At 71.9% G+C, this 18014-nt stretch carries 14 protein-coding genes; 7 read left to right on the forward strand and 7 right to left on the reverse strand.

The window, feature by feature from the left end; genetic code table 11:
- Window positions 1-172: 172 nt before the first annotated feature.
- From ACFYY6_RS02680 to ACFYY6_RS02695, 4 genes are all read right to left on the reverse strand, one after another.
- Window positions 173-844 (reverse strand): hypothetical protein, encoded by a 672-nt coding sequence (locus tag ACFYY6_RS02680; protein WP_389191324.1) that lies wholly within the window; start codon window positions 842-844, stop codon window positions 173-175.
- 14 nt (window positions 845-858) lie between these two features.
- Window positions 859-2058, reverse strand: coding sequence for a cyclic dehypoxanthinyl futalosine synthase (mqnC, locus tag ACFYY6_RS02685; RefSeq protein ID WP_351517700.1), 1200 nt, complete (start codon window positions 2056-2058; stop codon window positions 859-861).
- A gap of 72 nt (window positions 2059-2130) precedes the next feature.
- A complete protein-coding gene (locus ACFYY6_RS02690) occupies window positions 2131-4008 on the reverse strand; it encodes a serine/threonine-protein kinase (RefSeq protein ID WP_351517698.1) in 1878 nt (625 codons plus the stop codon).
- A gap of 437 nt (window positions 4009-4445) precedes the next feature.
- The gene (locus ACFYY6_RS02695) at window positions 4446-5324 is read right to left on the reverse strand and encodes a menaquinone biosynthesis protein (protein WP_351517697.1); all 879 of its coding nucleotides are present in this window, start codon (window positions 5322-5324) and stop codon (window positions 4446-4448) included.
- 458 nt (window positions 5325-5782) lie between these two features.
- Between ACFYY6_RS02695 and ACFYY6_RS02700 the strand changes: the two genes are divergently transcribed.
- Both ACFYY6_RS02700 and ACFYY6_RS02705 read left to right on the forward strand, forming a co-directional pair.
- Entirely contained in the window at window positions 5783-5986 is a 204-nt protein-coding gene (locus ACFYY6_RS02700; protein WP_003967102.1) for a cold-shock protein, read from the forward strand.
- Window positions 5987-6252: 266 nt separating this feature from the next.
- Complete coding sequence (locus tag ACFYY6_RS02705; protein ID WP_351627728.1) at window positions 6253-7080, forward strand: MerR family transcriptional regulator; 828 nt, start codon at window positions 6253-6255, stop codon at window positions 7078-7080.
- A 293-nt stretch (window positions 7081-7373) separates the two neighbouring features.
- Here the strand turns inward: ACFYY6_RS02705 and ACFYY6_RS02710 are convergent, their stop codons facing one another.
- Window positions 7374-8603: an amidohydrolase family protein gene (locus tag ACFYY6_RS02710; protein ID WP_351519693.1), complete on the reverse strand. Its 1230-nt coding sequence runs from the start codon at window positions 8601-8603 to the stop codon at window positions 7374-7376.
- 262 nt (window positions 8604-8865) lie between these two features.
- Here ACFYY6_RS02710 and ACFYY6_RS02715 point away from each other — a divergent pair, with 262 nt between their 5' ends.
- Both ACFYY6_RS02715 and ACFYY6_RS02720 read left to right on the forward strand, forming a co-directional pair.
- A complete protein-coding gene (locus ACFYY6_RS02715) occupies window positions 8866-11826 on the forward strand; it encodes a BTAD domain-containing putative transcriptional regulator (protein ID WP_389191327.1) in 2961 nt (986 codons plus the stop codon).
- A 211-nt stretch (window positions 11827-12037) separates the two neighbouring features.
- Window positions 12038-12286: a hypothetical protein gene (locus ACFYY6_RS02720; RefSeq protein ID WP_351519697.1), complete on the forward strand. Its 249-nt coding sequence runs from the start codon at window positions 12038-12040 to the stop codon at window positions 12284-12286.
- A 679-nt stretch (window positions 12287-12965) separates the two neighbouring features.
- Here ACFYY6_RS02720 and ACFYY6_RS02725 read toward each other — a convergent pair.
- A complete protein-coding gene (locus ACFYY6_RS02725; RefSeq protein ID WP_386608385.1) occupies window positions 12966-14537 on the reverse strand; it encodes a FadD3 family acyl-CoA ligase in 1572 nt (523 codons plus the stop codon).
- A 153-nt stretch (window positions 14538-14690) separates the two neighbouring features.
- Here ACFYY6_RS02725 and ACFYY6_RS02730 point away from each other — a divergent pair, with 153 nt between their 5' ends.
- The 3 genes from ACFYY6_RS02730 (at window position 14691) to ACFYY6_RS02740 (ending at window position 17155) form a co-directional block, all read left to right on the forward strand.
- Window positions 14691-15839 (forward strand): lipid-transfer protein, encoded by a 1149-nt coding sequence (locus ACFYY6_RS02730; RefSeq protein WP_351519700.1) that lies wholly within the window; start codon window positions 14691-14693, stop codon window positions 15837-15839.
- Window positions 15840-15912: 73 nt separating this feature from the next.
- Entirely contained in the window at window positions 15913-16356 is a 444-nt protein-coding gene (locus tag ACFYY6_RS02735; protein ID WP_351519702.1) for an OB-fold domain-containing protein, read from the forward strand.
- A 13-nt stretch (window positions 16357-16369) separates the two neighbouring features.
- Complete coding sequence (locus ACFYY6_RS02740) at window positions 16370-17155, forward strand: enoyl-CoA hydratase/isomerase family protein (protein WP_389191331.1); 786 nt, start codon at window positions 16370-16372, stop codon at window positions 17153-17155.
- A 98-nt stretch (window positions 17156-17253) separates the two neighbouring features.
- Here the strand turns inward: ACFYY6_RS02740 and ACFYY6_RS02745 are convergent, their stop codons facing one another.
- A complete protein-coding gene (locus ACFYY6_RS02745) occupies window positions 17254-17802 on the reverse strand; it encodes a hypothetical protein (protein WP_386608387.1) in 549 nt (182 codons plus the stop codon).
- Window positions 17803-18014 lie beyond the last annotated feature (212 nt).

Genomic DNA, 18014 nt, shown 5'->3' on the forward strand with positions numbered 1-18014 from the left:
CGCACCAGGCGCGCGCCGCCCGCAGCGGTCGAGAGGGCGCGGGGCAGGGCTGATCGTGGCCGCCGTCCCGACAGCGCCGATCTGCGTCGCCGCCGTGGCGGGATACGAGCGATCAGCGGCGACGGCAAGGGCGGCTCGGTGTCCGCCTCCCGCGTGACGGGACCCGTCCGCGTCAGCCGCGGCGGAAGACCAGGCGCCCGCCGAGCACCGTCGCCACGCAGCTCCCGGCACCCTCCGTGCGCAGGTGTGCCATGTCCCGTACGGCGAACACCGCCAGATCGGCGGGGCCGCCGACGGTCAGAGGCGCGGCGAACGCCTCGGTCGGGTCCGGTACGGAGGCCAGCGGGTCGAGGCCGGTCGGTTCCGGCACGGCGGACAACGGGTCGACGGCGACCTGACCCGCCGGGCGGGCCGGGGCGTGGACGCGCAGCCCCGAACGGGCGACGGCGCTGCGCACGGCGGGACGGGCGAACGGCCCCCGGACGGCCGTCGTACCGTGCCGCAGCATCCGCTGCAGCCCGCGCCGGGCACTCGCGCCCCAGCGGACCTCGTCCATGCCCAGCGCGGTGAGCGCGGCGCCGGTGAGCGGTTCGGTGCCCAGTTCGTCCGCCTCGCGCGGGTCCGGGTGGTAGGCGGCCTCCAGCAGGGCCGGTGCGCCCGCGTTCAGCAGCCCCGGGGTGATCAGCCCGGACCACCGCCGCACCCGGGCCGCGGGGCGGTCCGCGACCAGCTCCTCGAACGGGCCGATCGCGACGACCACGGCACCGTCCACGGCCACGGAGTCCGCCCCGGCCGGAGTCGACCCGGCGCCGTGCACCGCGTCGGCGGTGTGCACCGTCAACACGTGGGCCCCCGGTCTCAGTTGGCGTCCAGGAGCTTCAGCTCGGGGTGCGCCGTGCCCCCCTCGATCGCGATGGACGAGATGTGCGAGACGACGCGGTCGTCGACCGGGTCGTTCGCCGGGTCGTCGTGGACGACGAGGTGCTCGTAGGTGGTGGAGCGCTGCGCGGGCACCCGGTCGGCCTTGCGGATCAGGTCGATGATCTCCAGCCGGTTGGAGCGGTGCTTGGCACCGGCCGAGGAGACGACGTTTTCCTCCAGCATGATCGAGCCGAGGTCGTCGGCGCCGTAGTGCAGCGACAGCTGGCCGACCTCCTTGCCGGTGGTCAGCCAGGAGCCCTGGATGTGCGCGACGTTGTCGAGGAAGATACGGGCGATGGCGATCATCCGCAGGTACTCGAAGAGCGTCGCCTGCGTCCGGCCCTTCAGGTGGTTGTTCTCCGGCTGGTAGGTGTACGGGATGAAGGCGCGGAAGCCGCCCGTACGGTCCTGCACGTCACGGATCATCCGCAGGTGCTCGATGCGCTCGGCGTTGGTCTCGCCGGTGCCCATCAGCATGGTGGAGGTGGACTCGACACCGAGGCCGTGCGCGATCTCCATGATCTCCAGCCAGCGCTCGCCGGACTCCTTGAGCGGGGCGATCGCCTTGCGCGGGCGGGCGGGCAGCAGTTCGGCGCCCGCGCCCGCGAAGGAGTCGAGGCCGGCCGCGTGGATCCGCTGGACGGCCTCCTCGACGGACACCTTGGAGATCCGGGCCATGTGCTCGACCTCGGAGGCGCCCAGCGAGTGGATGACCAGCTGCGGGAACGCCTCCTTGATCGCGGAGAAGTGCTTCTCGTAGTACTCGACGCCGTAGTCCGGGTGGTGCCCGCCCTGGAACATGATCTGCGTGCCGCCCAGTTCGACGGTCTCCGCGCAGCGGCGCAGGATGTCGTCGAGGTCGCGGGTCCAGCCCTTGGCGGTGTCCTTGGGCGCCGCGTAGAAGGCGCAGAACCGGCAGGCCGTGACGCACACGTTGGTGTAGTTGATATTGCGCTCGATGATGTACGTCGCGATGTGCTCCGTACCGGCGTAACGGCGACGGCGCGCGGCGTCGGCGGCGGCCCCCAGCGCGTGCAGCGGCGCCGACCGGTAGAGGTCGAGGGCCTCCTCCGGAGTGATCCGGCCGCCTTCGGCGGCGCGGTCGAGGATGGGCTGGAGAGCGGCCTTCTCGGTCACCGGGCTGTCACCTTTCGGCGGGTTTTCAACGGGTCCACGAACCGGTTCAGCGTACGCCAGCACCCGTCGGCGTCAGCCGCCGGACCGGGTGAGCGTGCCGTACGGGAGCCCGGCGCCCCTCTCCTCGGACCGGAAGCGCAGGGTGCCGTCCGCGTTCCGCGTGAAGTGCACGTCGGTCTCGGTGGAGGTGCAGAAGGCCCGGTCGCCGGGGCGGTCCGGGTCGGAACGTTCGTGGAGGACGAGTTCCTCGTCGGTGCCGGAGGTGAGGGCGGCGACGCTGTTGCAGCGGACGGTCAGCCCGAGAGCGCTGACCTCGGTGGTCATGCGAACCACGTCCGTGCCCTTTCGGCCCTCGGTGAACACGGCGGTGAGCGTGCCGTGCGGCTGTCCGGTGGTCTTCTCGGTGAGCGGGCCGCTCCAGGTGCCGACGAACGCCTTCGGCACCTCGGTGACCTGTTCCACGCCGCCCCGGCCCGGATCCGTGTCGGACGCCGGGGGGGTGTTGCCCACGCCGTGCTCGGCGGTGTCCCGGCCGCCCCCGCCCGGCATCAGGTCGAAGAGGAACGCGCCGCCGACGGTGACCGAGGCCAGCACGCCCGCCACGGCGAGGGCCACGGTGCAGCTGAGCCGTCGGCCGCGGTGGCCGTCGGACCGCGACGGGCCGGATTCCGCGCCGACGGTGACGGAGAACCGGGGGTCCGACGTCCGCTGCCCCGGCAGCCCCCGGGCCCCGGGCGTGTCCGGCCGCGCGGAGCCGTCCGCGGCGGTCGGGGTCCAGGAGGGCGGCCGGGTCGGTTCGTACGCATCCGGGGCGGGCGAAGGAGACGGGAACGAGGACGAAGACGCGGGCGAAGACGGCTCACCCGGCGGGCCGTACACGCCTCCCGCGCCCTTCGAGCCGCGCCCGTCGTACACACCTCCCACGCCCTCAGGGCCGGTCCCGCCCCACGCGCCGCGCCCGCCGTCCGGGGCGTCCGTGGCATGCGCGGCGTCCGAGCCCCAGGACGCCGCGCTGAACGGCACCGGGCCCGACGATTGCGCCGGGGCGTCCTGCGGCTCCAGGTCCAGCAGCGCCACCGCCGCCCGGCTCACCTGGCGTACCAGCGGACCGGGCAGCCAGCCCCCCGCCACCAGCCCCGCCGCCCCGCCCGGCGCCAGCCGACGGGCCAGTTCCATGGGGGTCGGCCGGTCCTCCGGGTACTTCTCCAGGCACCCGGCGACGACCTCCCTCAGCTCGCCCTCCAGCTCCCCCAGCTCGGGCTCCTCGTGCACGACCTTGTAGAGCAGTACGGCGGACGAGTCGCCCAGGAAGGGGGCGCTGCCGGTCGCCGCGTAGGCGAGCACCGCCCCGAGCGAGAAGACGTCGACCGCCCCCGAGATGTCCTCCGTGCCCCTGATCTGTTCCGGCGCCATGTAGCCGGGCGAGCCGACGGAGACCCCGGAGGAGGTGAGGGAGGAGGTGGCGCCGACGGCGTGGGCGATCCCGAAGTCGATCAGCCGGGGGCCGTCGAGGGCGAGCAGCACGTTGGACGGCTTCACGTCGCGGTGGACGAGCCCCAGTCCGTGAACCGCGGCCAGCGCCTCCGCGAGACCGGCACCCAGGGTCCGCACCGCGTGCTCGGGCAGCGGCCCGTGCTCGACGATCGCGGTGGACAGCGGCGGGCCGGCCACATAGCCGGTGGCGACCCACGGAATGGGAGCGTCCGGATCGGCGTCCAGTACCGGCGCCGTCCACTGCGCGCCGATGCGCCGGGCCGCGTCCACCTCCCGCCGGAAGCGGGCCCGGAACTGTTCGTCGAGGGCGAAGTGGGGATGCACGACCTTGACCGCGACGGTGCGGCCCCCCGCGCTGCGCCCCAGATACACCCGGCCCATGCCGCCCGCACCGAGCCTGCCGAGCAATCGGTAGGCACCGATGGTCAGCGGTTCGCCGGCTTCCAGCGGCTGCATATACGTGACTCCCCCTGTGTACGGCCGGATCTCCGGTCGAAGCCTAGGCGGCGAAGGTCATCGGTTCCCAGAGGAAACCATCCGCCTATTTCGCTCCCAAGGGAACGAAGAACAGCTTTGGACACAACAAAAGGCGTGAATACGTCGTTCACGCGAGCGATTCCGACGTAGAACCGCGACTGTGTCCGGACAGCTTCCGGGAATCGGCCGGGAATCGGCTATTCGCCGCGTATTAACCCGAACCGATAGCCGGCGAGGAGAAGGCGCGGAGAAGAACGGGAGAGGCCGACGAGAACGGCGGAGGGATTTCCCCGCCCCGAAAGTTCGAGATTCATCCACTTTCTCGAACCCATTCCGCGCCGTCGCGCACGGCATCCGTCCGCGGTGCCGCCCGGCCCCTTCCCACGCCCCCCTTCCCGCACCCTCTTCCCGTCCGGTCAGCCGCCGAGCAGCTCGACCTTCACATCGGCCGGGAACCCGGTCGTGGGGCCGACCCGGCGCGCGAACTCCGCCACACCCGCGAGCTGCTCGGAGCCGAAGCGGAAGTCCAGGGTCGTGAAGTACCGCTCCAGCGTCCGCGCGTCGAACGCCTCCCAGCGCGCCGCCTGCTCCGCGACCTTGGTGACCTCCTCCAGGGAGACGTCCCGCGAGGCCAGGAACGCCTCGTGCACCTTGCGCACCTGGTCGGGCTCGGCGGCGACGAAGTCCTTGCGGGCCGCCCAGACCGCGAAGACGAACGGCAGCCCGGTCCAGTCCTTCCACATCTGCCCCAGGTCGTGGACCTGGAGGCCGAGACGGGGAGCGTCGTGCAGGTTGGCCCGGAGAGCGGCGTCGCCGATCAGCACGGCGGCGTCCGCCTCCTGCATCATCACGCCGAGGTCCGGCGGGCAGGTGTAGTAGTCCGGGCTGACCCCGTACCGTTCGGCGAGCAGCAGCCGGGCCAGCCGCACGGAGGTCCGCGAGGTCGAACCGAGCGCCACCCGGGCCCGGTCCAGCTGCTCCAGCGGTACCTGCGACACGATCACGCACGACATGACGGGTCCGTCGCAGCCCACCGCGATGTCGGGGAAGGCGACCAGGTCGTCGGCGTTGCGCAGGAACTCGACCAGCGTGACCGGGCCGATGTCCAGATCGGCCCGGACCAGCTGCTCGCTGAGCTTCTCGGGGGTGTCCTTCGACAGCTCCAGGTCGAGCAGCGTCCCGGTCCTGGCCAGGCCCCAGTAGAGGGGGAGGCAGTTCAGGAACTGGATGTGACCGACGCGCGGCCGACTGCGACGGGCGTCGCGCACGGCGGTTGAAACGGTTGAATTGTCCACGTCGCGAGGCTAGACCCGGGGCGCCGCCCGAGGAGCACCGGGTGCGCGCGACACAAGCCCGGACCCCGCGCCGACGCGCGCCGGGGCGACCCCGAAAGCCCCCGGAAGCACCCCGGAGCCCCCTTCACCCCTCTTGAAGTCGCCGCCTCGGCCGCCCCCCGGAAGTCGCCCCTCGAAGTTGCCACCGAAGACGCTCCCGAGACACCTCGGGGACGCCTGCGCGTCACCCTCCCGGACGCGTACTTCATCAGCTCATCCGCACAGCAATGAAACATCCGAGTGACGTGATCTTTCCCTCTACCCTTCCGTACACACTGCGTGCTAGGCTCGACGCAAGTTGCAGTTTGGTTTCCCTTGCAGTACAGAGCCTGCGGAGCATGTGACCCGCAGGCTTTTGTAGTTTTCAGACTTCTTTGCAGGTTCTGGAGCAGGGCAACCCTTTGGCCCAAGGAGGGCTTATGGCTACCGGAACCGTCAAGTGGTTCAACGCTGAAAAGGGCTTCGGCTTCATCGCCCAGGACGGCGGCGGCCCGGATGTCTTCGTCCACTACTCCGCGATCAACGCGTCCGGGTTCCGCTCCCTCGAGGAGAACCAGGTCGTGAACTTCGACGTCACCCAGGGTCCGAAGGGCCCGCAGGCTGAGAACGTCACCCCGGCCTAGTTGCCCGGGTCGGCCGATCGCGGCCGACTAGCAGTACCCAAGGAGCCCTGTTCCCCGTCTCGCCGGGGAGCAGGGCTCCTGCCTTTTCGCGCCGGAATCCTCCGCCGCGCGACAAACCCGCCCCGCGAAACGGCCCCGCCTCCGGAACGGACCCGTCTCCGTGAACGGACTCGCCCTCGCGGCGAATCCCACCGGACGGCGTCCCACCCCGGCGGCGAACCGCACTTGACCTTGACACCGTGTGAAGCCCTGCACTGGGAGACGTCATGTTCACCATCGGAGACTTCGCCAGGTACGGGCAGGTGTCGGCCCGGATGCTGCGCCACTACGACGCCATCGGGCTCCTGCGCCCCGACCGGACCGACCCCACCACCGGGTACCGCTTCTACACCGCCGCCCAGCTCGCCCGTCTCAACCGCGTCATCGCCCTGAAGGACCTCGGCTTCACGCTCCAGCAGGTGCGCGCCGTCCTCGACGAGCGGGTGAGCACGGAGGAGCTGCGCGGAATGCTGCGACTGCGGCGGGCGGAACTGGAGGAAGCCATGGCTACGACGGCGGCACGGCTGGCACGGGTCGAGGCGAGGCTCCGGTCGATCGAGAGTGAGGGACGCATGTCCGTGGACGACGTGGTGGTACGGAAGGTGCCCGCGGTGCGGGTGGCCGAGTTGACCGGTGTCGCGGCGGGCTACGGGCCGGAGGACATCTCTCCGGTGATCGGGCCGCTGTACGACCGGCTCTTCCCGCTGCTGGCGGCGGCGGGCGTCAGCCCGAGCGGACCCGGGATCGCGCACTACGAGGCCGCTCCGGACGGTGGCGGCGCGGTCGTCGTGCACGCGGGGGTGACGGTCTCCGCCCCGCCGGGGCCGGTCGGCGACACCGGAATCACGGTGGTGGAACTGCCCCCGGTCGAGGCGGCCACCGTGGTCCACCGCGGACCGATGGACGACGTGCTGCCCACGGCACAGGCCCTGGCGCGCTGGATCGACGCCAACGGATACCGGTCGGCGGGGTACGCCCGCGAGGTCAACCTGGAGTGCCCCGAGGACCGGGACGCGTGGGTGACCGAACTCCAGGAGCCGATCGCGAGGGCCTGACGCGCGGCAGGGTCCGGCCCTGCCGGTGGGCCTGGGCCTGGCGCACTCGGGCCCGGCCCCGCGTCGGCCCGGTACGCCCCGGGGCCGGGCCCACTTCAGGCCCCGTGGCCCCGTGGCGGCGGGGCGGCGGGGCGGCGACGGGGTGACGCCTCCCGCTCCGACACCTCGCGCCCAGGGCGCCCGCACCCCGGACGCCCACGCTCCGGGCACCCACGCCCCGGATGTCGCGCCTTCTCCGCACGTCGGCCGCCCTCGGCCGTCTCTGTGCCCCTCCGGCGTTTCTCCTCGTACCGCTATCGTCCGCCCGGGCCGGCCCACAGCCCCTCGTCCGTCAGCCCCAGCAGCTCCATCGCGTTGCGGCGGACGATCCGTTCCACCACATCGGCGGCCAGATGCCCCATCTGCGCCTCGCCGACCTCGCGGGACCTGGGCCAGGTGGAGTCGGAGTGCGGGTAGTCCGTCTCGTACAGCACGTTTCCGACGCCGATCGAGTCCAGGTTCCTGAGCCCGAAGGCGTCGTCGAAGAAGCAGCCGTAGACGTGGTCCGCGAACAGCTCCGACGGTGGGCGGCGGACCTTGTCGGCGACGCCGCCCCAGGCCCGGTTCTCCTCCCAGACCACGTCGGCGCGTTCCAGGATGTACGGGATCCAGCCGATCTGCCCCTCCGCGTACATGATCCGGAGGTTGGGGAACCGCTCGAACTTGCCGCTCATCAGCCAGTCGACCATCGAGAAGCAGCAGTTGGCGAAGGTGATGGTGGAACCGACGGCGGGCGGGGCGTCGGCCGAGGTGGACGGCATCCGCGAGGACGAGCCGATGTGCATCGCGATCACCGTCCCCGTCTCGTCACAGGCGCGCAGGAACGGGTCCCACTCATCCGTGTGAATGGACGGCAGCCCGAGATGCGGGGGGATCTCGGAGAACGCCACCGCGCGCACCCCGCGTGCCGCGTTGCGCCGGACCTCGTCCGCGGCCAGCTCCGCGTCCCAGAGCGGGATCAGCGTGAGCGGGACGAGCCGGCCGCGCGCCTCGGGCCCGCACCACTCCTCCACCATCCAGTCGTTGTACGCGCGCACGCCGAGCAGCCCCAGCTCCCGGTCCTTCGCTTCGGTGAAGGTCTGGCCGCAGAAGCGGGGAAATGTGGGGAAACAGAGGGCGGACTGGACGTGGTTGGCGTCCATGTCGGCGAGCCGGTCCGGCACCGAGAACGAGCCCGGACGCATCTGCTCGTACGTGATGATCTCCAGCTTGATCTCGTCCCGGTCGTAGCCGACCGCGGTGTCCAGCCGGGTGAGCGGCCGGTGCAGGTCCTCGTACACCCACCAGTCGCCGATCGGGCCGTCGTCCCCCTCGGCACCCATCACAGGCGCGAACTTTCCACCCATGAAGGTCATTTCCTTGAGCGGCGCGCGAACGATCCGGGGAGCACGATCGAGGTACTTGGACGGGAGCCGGTCCCGCCAGACATGAGGGGGCTCCACCGTGTGGTCGTCCACCGAGATGATCTTCGGGAAGGTCTCCATGCACACCACGGTAGCGTCGATCTGACGAACCGTCAGCTACCTGGACCGGTCCCCGTTCTGCGATCGTTGTCGAGGGCTTGTGCAGAGCGTCACCCACTGCTGACGTCCCCGCCCGCGACAAGGCAGACTGTTGAGCGCGATACCAGCGGTACGCGGCAATCCGGATGCGCCCCGGACCGGAACATGGGGCGGCGGGCGGTCCGGGACGGCACACCGGCACGATCGGCAGGACCGGCAAGGCGAGCAGGACAAGGAGGCGGCAATGGACCGTGACAACGGACCGCGAGCGCGGGTTCCGGAGCAACGTGCTCCGCTCCAGCGGTCCGCCGCCGACGACGGCGGTCTGCGCTTCTCCGTCCTCGGTCCGGTACGGGCGTGGCGGGGCGGCGAGGCCCTGCCGTCCGGTTCCCCGCAGCAGCGCGCCCTGCTGACCGCCCTGCTGCTGCGGGGCGGCCGTACGGCCACCGCCGCCGAACTCATCGACGCCATCTGGGGCGAGGACCCGCCGTCGCAGGCGCTCGCCGCCGTACGCACGTACGCCTCCCGGCTCCGCAAGGTCCTCGACCAGCAGACGCTCGTCAGCGACGCCGGCGGATACGCGATCCGCACCACTCACGACGCCGTCGACCTGACCGTGGCCCAGGAACTGGCGGCCGGGGCGGAGAAGGCCCGCGCCGGCGGCGACCGCGCCCACGCCCGTGCCCTGCTCGACAAGGCCCTCGGCCTGTGGGACGGCGAGGCGCTGGCCTCCGTGCCCGGCCCGTACGCCGAGAACCAGCGCACCCGCCTGGAGGAATGGCGGCTCCAGCTCACCGAGGCCCGGCTGGATCTGGACCTGGACCTCGGCTGCCACGCGGAGGCGGTCTCCGAACTGACCGCGCTCACGGCCGCGCACCCGCTGCGCGAGCGGCTGCGCGAACTCCTCATGGTCGCCCTGTACCGCAGCGGCCGTCAGGCGGAGGCGCTCGCGGTGTACGCGGACACCCGCCGACTGCTCGCCGACGAACTGGGCGTCGACCCGCGCCCCGAACTCTCCCAGCTCCAGCAGCGCATCCTGCGGGCCGACGAGGAACTGGCCCGCCCGGCCGACGAACCCGCCCTGGGCCACGTGCCGGTGCGCCCCGCGCAGCTCCCGGCCACCGTGCCGGACTTCACCGGCCGCGCCGCCTTCGTCCGGGAGCTGGGCGAGCGGCTGGCGACCGCCGAGGGCTCCGTCATGGCCGTGTCGGCGCTGGCCGGCATCGGCGGCGTCGGCAAGACCACCCTCGCCGTGCACGTCGCCCACCAGGCGCGCCAGCACTTCCCGGACGGCCAGCTGTACGTGGACCTCCAGGGCGCGGGCGCCCGCGCGGCCGAACCGGAGACGGTCCTCGGCGCGTTCCTGCGTGCCCTGGGCACGGCGGACTCGGCCATCCCCGACTCGCTCGACGAACGCGCCGCCCTCTACCGCTCGACGCTCGACGGCCGCCGCATCCTGGTCCTGCTCGACAACGCCCACGACGCGGCCCAGATCCGCCCCCTGCTCCCCGGCACGCCCGGCTGCGCCGCCCTGGTCACCAGCCGCGTCCGGCTCGTCGACCTGGCCGGCGCCCACCTGATCGACCTGGACGTGATGTCCCCGGAGGAGGCGCTCCAGCTCTTCACCCGCATCGTCGGCGCGGACCGCGTCGAGGGGGAACGCGAGGCCGCCCTCGACGTGGTCGCCGCCTGCGGCTTCCTCCCCCTGGCCATCCGGATCGCCGCCTCCCGCCTCGCCGCCCGCCGTACCTGGACGGTCTCCGCCCTGGCCGCGCGGCTCGCCGACGAGCGCCGCCGCCTGGACGAACTCCAGGCCGGGGACCTCGCGGTGAAGGCCACCTTCGAACTCGGCTACGGCCAGCTCGAACCCGCCCAGGCCCGCGCCTTCCGCCTGCTGGGGCTGGCCGACGGCCCCGACATCTCCCTGGCCGCCGCCGCCGCGCTGCTCAACCTGGGCACGCACGTCGCGGAGGACGTGCTGGAGTCCCTCGTCGACACCAGCCTCCTGGAGTCCGCCGCCCCGGGCCGCTACCGCTACCACGACCTGGTGCGCCTCTACGCCCGCTCCTGCGCGGAACGGGACGAGCAGCCCCCGGAGGAGCGCGAGGCGGCGCTGTCGCGACTGCTGGACTTCTACCTGGCGACGGCGGCGGGGGTGTACGCGCTGGAGCGGCCGGGGGACCGGACCGTGGATCACCTGGAGCCCACCCAGTACCCGGGGCTCACGTTCAGCGAGCGTCCTCAGGCGCTCGACTGGCTGTACTCCGAAGCGGATTGCCTGCTCGCATGCGTGCTCCAGTCCCTCGGCGAGCGAACCCGGCGGCGAGCGATCGACCTGTTGATGGCCGTCAAGGACCTCGCGGAATCAGGGGCCAACGCCCGTAGGTACGAAAGCGCGGTCACCGCACTCCGCGACGCCGCCATCGCCGCGGGCGACCCCCGGACGGAGGGCCGCGCACGCATCACGCTCACGCAGGTCTACAGCAACGCGGGCCTGTTCGAACAGGCTGATACCGAAGCGCACCACGCCATGGCGCTCGCCGCGGCGGCCCAGGACCCGTGGACCAGTGGAAACGCCCCCAACGAGCGTGGAATCCTCGCTATTTACCGCAATCAGCACGCGGATGGAGAGGCATACCTCCAGGAGGCCATCGCGGCTTTTCGCGCGGACGGCAACAGGCCCGGGGAGGCGAGCGCGCTGTGCAATCTCTCCAGAATTCATCTGGCCCTGTCCCGTACCGTCAGCGCCGTGGATCTCGCTGAACAAGGGATCGAAATCTACGATCAGTTGGGTTTCGCGCTGCGTCTCGCCAACGGGCGTTACGCCCTCGGCCTCGCGCTCACCCAGGCCCGTCGGCTGCCCGAGGCGCTCGACCAGTTGACACAGGCACTCGGCATATTCCACGAGAACCGCCAGCCTCTGTGGGAAGGTGTCACCCACTTCAGGCTCGCGGAGCTGCATCTCGCCGCCCGGCGTTACGCGCTGTCGGCAGCCCATGCCGAACAGGCGATAGCTCTGCGGGGCATCGGCGGCGAGTGGCGACGGGGCACCGTGCTCACGGTTCTGGGCCAGGCGCTGAAGCACATGGGCCAGGCGGACCGGGCCAGAGCCTGCTGGAACGAGGCCCTGGCCATCTACGAGCGTCTGGGCGCCGACGAGGCGGAGGAGGTCCGCAACCTCCTGGAACCCCTCACGGCTGCGTGAGAGCCCTTCCGTCCCGGCGTTCATCGTTCGTTTATCGGCTGACGACACTCTTACACCCGTCGACCCGTCGCGTCGGGGGGCAGACGGATCGACGAATGGCCGCCCCACTATGGTGAACGGCCCAGCGATGCCCGTCCGGCGATCCACGGGGGAATCACCGGACGGGCGTCCCCGACCTTTTGCCTCGAACGAATCACGGGAGTTGACCACGATGAGCGACGTCAAGAAGCCTGCCACCAAGCCGCTGGACAGCCACGCGTCCGGCGAGGAGCTCACGGTGCAGGACAGCCACGCCTCCGGGGGGAAGCTCACGGTGCAGGACAGCCACGCGTCCGGCGGGAAGCTCACCGTGCAGGACAGCCACGCCTCCGGCGGGAAGCTCACCGTGCAGGACAGCCACGCCTCCGGCGAGACGATCACCACGCTCGACAGCCACGCCTCGGCTCCCAAGCCCAACTAGTGCCTCATCAGGCAACGTTCGCCCCGTCGCGACGCCCGGCACGCCCTCTCGCCGCACCGGCCGAAATCCCAAGTACATCCAGTACGAGGGCTTCCGGCCGGCACACCGAGAGCACGTACCGGACGCGCTCCTTGACGGGCAAACGTTGCCTGCCGCGGCACTAGTGCCGTGACCGGCAAGGTTTGCCCGGAAGGAGCGTCGTCCGGTGCGTGCGATCGCAAGGGGGCCGAAAGCCCTCGTAGCGGGGCTACGTGGGCTATCGGCCAACGCCGCGAGCGTGAGTGCCGGACGGTGCGACGGGGCAAACGTTGCCGGGAGCGGCACTAGTCCTCACCGGCACGGGGGAACGGCCGCGGCGGCGCGGAGGGGGAGCCGTCGCGGCCGTGGCGCGTCCACGGGCGCGCGGCCCGGAAGAGGGGCACGGACCGACGGTTCGTGCCCCTCTCCGCGTCCCGCGCGGCCCTCCAGCCCCGGGGCCGGTGCGCCCGCCCCGCACAGCTCGCCCATGGCGTCCTCGTCCGAGGTGAAGACCGCCACCGGCCCGCCCGACGCCCCGCGATCACCGCGGGTGCCGCGTCGACGGCGTGCTCGCGGCCGTGCGGCCCGGTGGCGCCCAGCAGGCGGATCGCCTCGTCGGCGACGCCCCTCGTGACCGGCTCGGCGACCTGTCCCCCGCCTGTCAGCCCCGCGGCTCGTCCGCCCGGCCCCGCAGCTCCCCCTTCAGGACCTTGCCACTCGCGTTGCGCGGCAGGGCGGGGACGAACTCCACCGACCTGGGGACCTTGTAGTTCGCCATCTCGCGGCGCGACCAGGCGATCAGGTCGTCGGCCGTGGCGGTGGCTCCCGGCCTGCGGACCACGTAAGCCCGCCCGACCTCGCCCAGGCGGGGGTCCGGGACGCCGATGACGGCCACGTCGGCGACGTCCGGGTGCAGACCGAGGGTCTGCTCTATCTCGGCGGGGTACGCGTTGAAGCCGCCGACGATGAACATGTCCTTGATCCGGTCGGTGATCCGGAGGTTGCCGTGCTCGTCGAGGACCCCCACGTCGCCGGTGTGCAGCCAGCCGTCCGGGGTGATCGCCGCCGCCGTGGTCTCCGGGTCCTCGAAGTAGCCCGCCATCACGTTGAAGCCGCGCACCAGGACCTCGCCGGGGGCGCCCGGCTCGGCCAGGACGCGGATCTCCGTGCCCGGGATCGCCCGGCCCGACGTCGAGGCGATCGTCTCCGGCGGGTCGCCCCGGCGGCACATCGTGACGATGCCGCTCGCCTCGGAGAGGCCGTACGCCGTGAGGACCGTCGCCACGCCCAGCTCGGTGCGCAGGCGCTCCACCAGCCGCAACGGCACCACCGCCGCGCCCGTCACCACCAGGCGGAGGGCGGAGAGGTCGTGGCTGCCCCGGGCCGGGTGGTCGAGCAGGGACTGGTGCAGGGTGGGCGGGCCGGGCAGCACCGAGATGCGTTCGGCGGCCACGTTGGCCAGGACCGTGTCCACGTTGAACACCGGCTGCGGCACCATCGTCGCCCCGCGCATGAGGCAGGCGAGCACGCCCGCCTTGTAGCCGAAGGTGTGGAAGAAGGGGTTCACGATCAGATAGCGGTCGCCCTCGCGCAGGCCCGCCAGCTCGCTCCAGATCGCGTAGCAGCGCAGGGTCTGGGCGTGGGTGATGACGGCGCCCTTGGGCCGACCGGTGGTGCCCGAGGTGTAGATGATGTCGGAGGGGTCGGTGGGGGCGATCGCGTCGGCGCGGGCCCGGACCGCCGCGGCACCGACCCCCTCCCCCGCCGCCAGGAAGTCCTTCCAGGTGAGGTAGTCGTCGGGGGCGCTGTCCGCCAGCACCACCACGCGCTCCAGGTGCGGGAGCGGTACGTCGGCCCGGCGCAGCGACGCCACGTACGAGGTGCCGAGGAAGGTGCCGGTGACGAAGAGGATCCTCGCCCGGCTGCGACGCAGGACGTACGCCGCCTCCGTGCCCTTGAAGCGCGTGTTGAGGGGGACGAGGACCGCTCCGGCGGTGACGGCGCCGAGCGCGGAGACGATCCAGTCCAGGGTGTTCGGGGCCCACACCGCGACCCGGTCCCCCGGCTCGACGCCCGCGGCCATGCACGCGGCGGCGGCCCGCTCGACGCGTTCGCCGAGTTCGGCGTACGAGACCCGGGTCCGGCCCTCGACGACCGCCTCCCGGTCCCCGTACCGCCGCGCCGCCGCGCGCACCAGCCCCGGGACACTGCCCCACTCCTCGTCGCCGCGCATCGCCCGCCCTCCTGACGCAGTAGTCGATCGACCCGGTAGCCGATCGACGCGGCAGCCGATCGCAGCGGCAGTCGACCACCAGTAGCTGACTATCCGTCAGATTAGCTGTAGCCTCTGCCGCTGTCAGCGGTCAGGACGGTCTCGGAGGTGGCGGTGACGGCACTCAAGGACAGGACGGCGATAGCCGGCATAGGTCAGACACGGTTCGCGAGGCAACTGCCCGAGTCCGAGAAGATGTTGGCCTGCCGGGCCATCGTCGCGGCGCTCGACGACGCCGGGATCGACGCCTCGGAGGTGGATGCCTTCGCCTCGTACACGATGGAGGAGACCGACGAGGTCGACATCGCCAAGGCGATCGGCGCGGGCGACGTGACCTTCTTCAGCAAGGTGGGCTACGGGGGCGGGGGTTCGTGCGCCACGGTCGCGCATCTGGCCGCCGCGGTGGCGACCGGGCAGGCGAGCGTCGGGGTGGCCTGGCGGTCGCGGAAGCGGGGCTCGGGCCCCCGCCCGTGGAAGAACACCACCGCACAACTGCCCACGCCCGCCCAATGGACCCGGCCGTACGGGCTGTTGCGACCGGCCGACGAGATCGGGATGCTGGCCCGGCGCTACATGCACGAGTACGGGGCGACCCGCGACCACCTCTTCAACGTGGCCCTCGCCTGCCGCAACCGTGCCAACCAGAACCCGGACGCGGTGATGTACGAGCGCCCGCTGACCCGCGACATGTATATGACTTCGCGCTGGATCAGTGAGCCGCTCTGCCTCTTCGACAACTGTCTGGAGACGGACGGGGCACTGGCCTGCGTCATCGTCTCCGCGGAGCGGGCCAGGGACTGCCGGCACCGGCCCGTCTACATCCACTCCGTCGCGCAGGGCCTGCCGGCGCAGCACCACGGGATGGTCAACTACTGGAACGACGACCCGCTCTCGGGCCCGGCGTGGACGGCCGCCCGACAGCTGTGGAAACAGGCCGACCTCGGCCCTCAGGACGTGGACGTCGCGCAGATCTACGACGCCTTCACCCCGCTCATCCCCTTGTCGCTGGAGGGCTACGGCTTCTGCGGGCGCGGCGAGGGCGGCGCGTTCACCGAGGGCGGGGCGCTGGAGAGCGGCGGGCGGCTGCCCCTCAACACCGGGGGCGGCGGGCTCAGCGAGGCGTACGTGCACGGCTTCAACCTGATCAACGAGGGCGTGAAGCAGCTGCGCGGCACCTCCACCGCCCAGGTCCCGGACGCCGCGACGTGCCTGGTCACCGCCGGCGAGGGCGTGCCCACGTCCGCCGTACTGCTGAGGAACTGAGGAACCGAGGAACCGAGGGCATGGGAAACCGAGAAATCGGGGAACCGGGGAACCGAAGAATTGGAGAGCCGACATGGATGACGCTCTGCTGACGCCCGTCGTGGACGACGACGGCGCCCCCTTCTGGGAGTACGCGGCCCGCGGCGAACTCCGGGTCCAGGCGTGTGCCGCCCCGGAGTGCGGGAAGCTCCGTTTCCCGCCCCGGCCGTGCTGCCCGCACTGCCGGTCCTTCGAGAGCGAGTGGCGGGCGATGAGCGGGCGCGGCCGGATCTGGTCGTACGTGCTGCCGCACCCGCCGCTGCTGCCCGCGTACGCCGCGCAGGCGCCGTACAACGCCGTCGTCGTCGAACTGGCCGACGCGCCCGCGATCCGGCTGGTCGGGAACGTGGTGAGCGGTCCCGACGCCCCGCTGGACTCGATCGATCCGGGGCGACTGCGCATCGGGGCGCCGGTGCGGGCGGTGTTCTGTCCGGACGCCTCCGGAACCACCCTGGTGCGCTGGCTGCTGGAGCGGTGAGGGGACGGCGGCGATGACCCTGCGCACGGAGAAGGACGAGGAGACCGGCGTCGCGCTCGTCACCCTGGACCGGCCGGAGAAGCTGAACGCGATCGACCTGACGACGGCCGCCGAACTGGCCGCTGTCTGGCGGGCGTTCCGGTACGACGACGGCGTGCGGGCGGTCGTCCTCACCGGAGCGGGCGGCCGGGCGTTCTGCACGGGGATCGACCGGTCGGCGCACGTCCCACAGCCCTCGTCTCCGTACACGATCGATGATCCGCTGCTCACGATCGGGCCGAAGGCGAACGACCTGTGGAAGCCGGTGATCGCGGCCGTGGAGGGAATGGCCTGCGGCGGGGCGTTCTATCTGCTGGGCGAGGCGGAGTTCGTCGTGGCGTCGCAGGAGGCGACGTTCTTCGACCCGCACACCACGTACGGCATGGTCAGCGCGTACGAGGCGATCACCATGGCACAGCGGATGCCGTTCGGGGAGGTGGCCCGGATGTCCCTGATGGGGACGGCGGAACGGGTCACGGCCCGGCGAGCATACGAGATCGGGCTGGTCAGCGAGGTGACGGCGCCGGGCGACGCCGTGGCGGCGGCGCTGAGCGCCGCGGGGGTGATCTCCTCATACCCGACGGAGGCGGTGCAGGGGACGGTACGGGCGGTGTGGTCCGCGAAGGAGGCGGCCAGGGCGCAGGCCATGGCCCACGCCCCGCACCTGATCGCGCTCGGGAACCTGCCGCCGGAGCGGCAGTCCGAGCTCTTCCGGGGGCGGGGGGTGGGCGGGAAGGACGGCGGATTCCGGCCGCGGTGAGGGTGGCGGCCCGGTGGCTCCGTGGTCCGGTGGCTCCGTGGTCCGGTGGCTCCGTGGTCCGGGATCCCGGTGGCCGGACGGCCCGGTGGCCGGACGGCTCAGTAGGTCAGTTCCGCCTCGACGCGGCACTTCTTGACCCTGGAGACCTTGCGCGGGTTGTCCATGCGCACGGACACGGTCCTGGCGTCCCCGCCCTCGGCCTTCACCCGCGCCTCACCGGTGTCGACGGTGTTGCCCATCGCGTCGAGGAAGGTCACGTCGACCTCGTAGGTGTGCGGACCGGCGGCGTTCGCCGTGAGCCTGACCGTGGCGGTGGTGACGGCCTTGCGCTTGCCCTTGCGGGGCTGGGCGCACCGGAACACGTACGCGTCGGCCGCGTCCGAGGCGGACGGCGACGGGGCCGTGCCGCCGGAGGAGCCGCTCGACGATCCGTAGTCGTAGTCGTCGTTGCCGCCGCTGCTGCCGTAGTCGCTGTGGCTGTAGTCGTTGTTGCTCTTCTTGGAGCTGGAGCAACCGCCACCGCTGCTGCTCGATCCGCCGCTCCCGCTCTTGCTCTTGCCGGAGTGGCCCCGGCCGGTGGAGAAGCCGGTGAGTGCGAGCACCACCACGAGCAGTACCGCCGAGAGTCTGATGTGCCGCCGCATCATCGATGCAGCCCCCCTTAGTCGTCGTCCTGTGTCGTCGTCCGTTGACGTCCCGGATGGCGCCGTCCACATCCCTGACGGCCCATGGCGTCCCGGACGGCACCCGTGCGGTTGCCCGCCCCGAGTTGTTGTGCATCGAACAACCGCGTCACGTTAGCGCACGGTGGCGAGGCCCGCGGGGCGGGCGTAGCGTCGAGGCCGGGAGTGGTGCCGAT

The organism is Streptomyces sp. NPDC001750, from assembly GCF_042892615.1.
Taxonomy (GTDB): domain Bacteria; phylum Actinomycetota; class Actinomycetes; order Streptomycetales; family Streptomycetaceae; genus Streptomyces.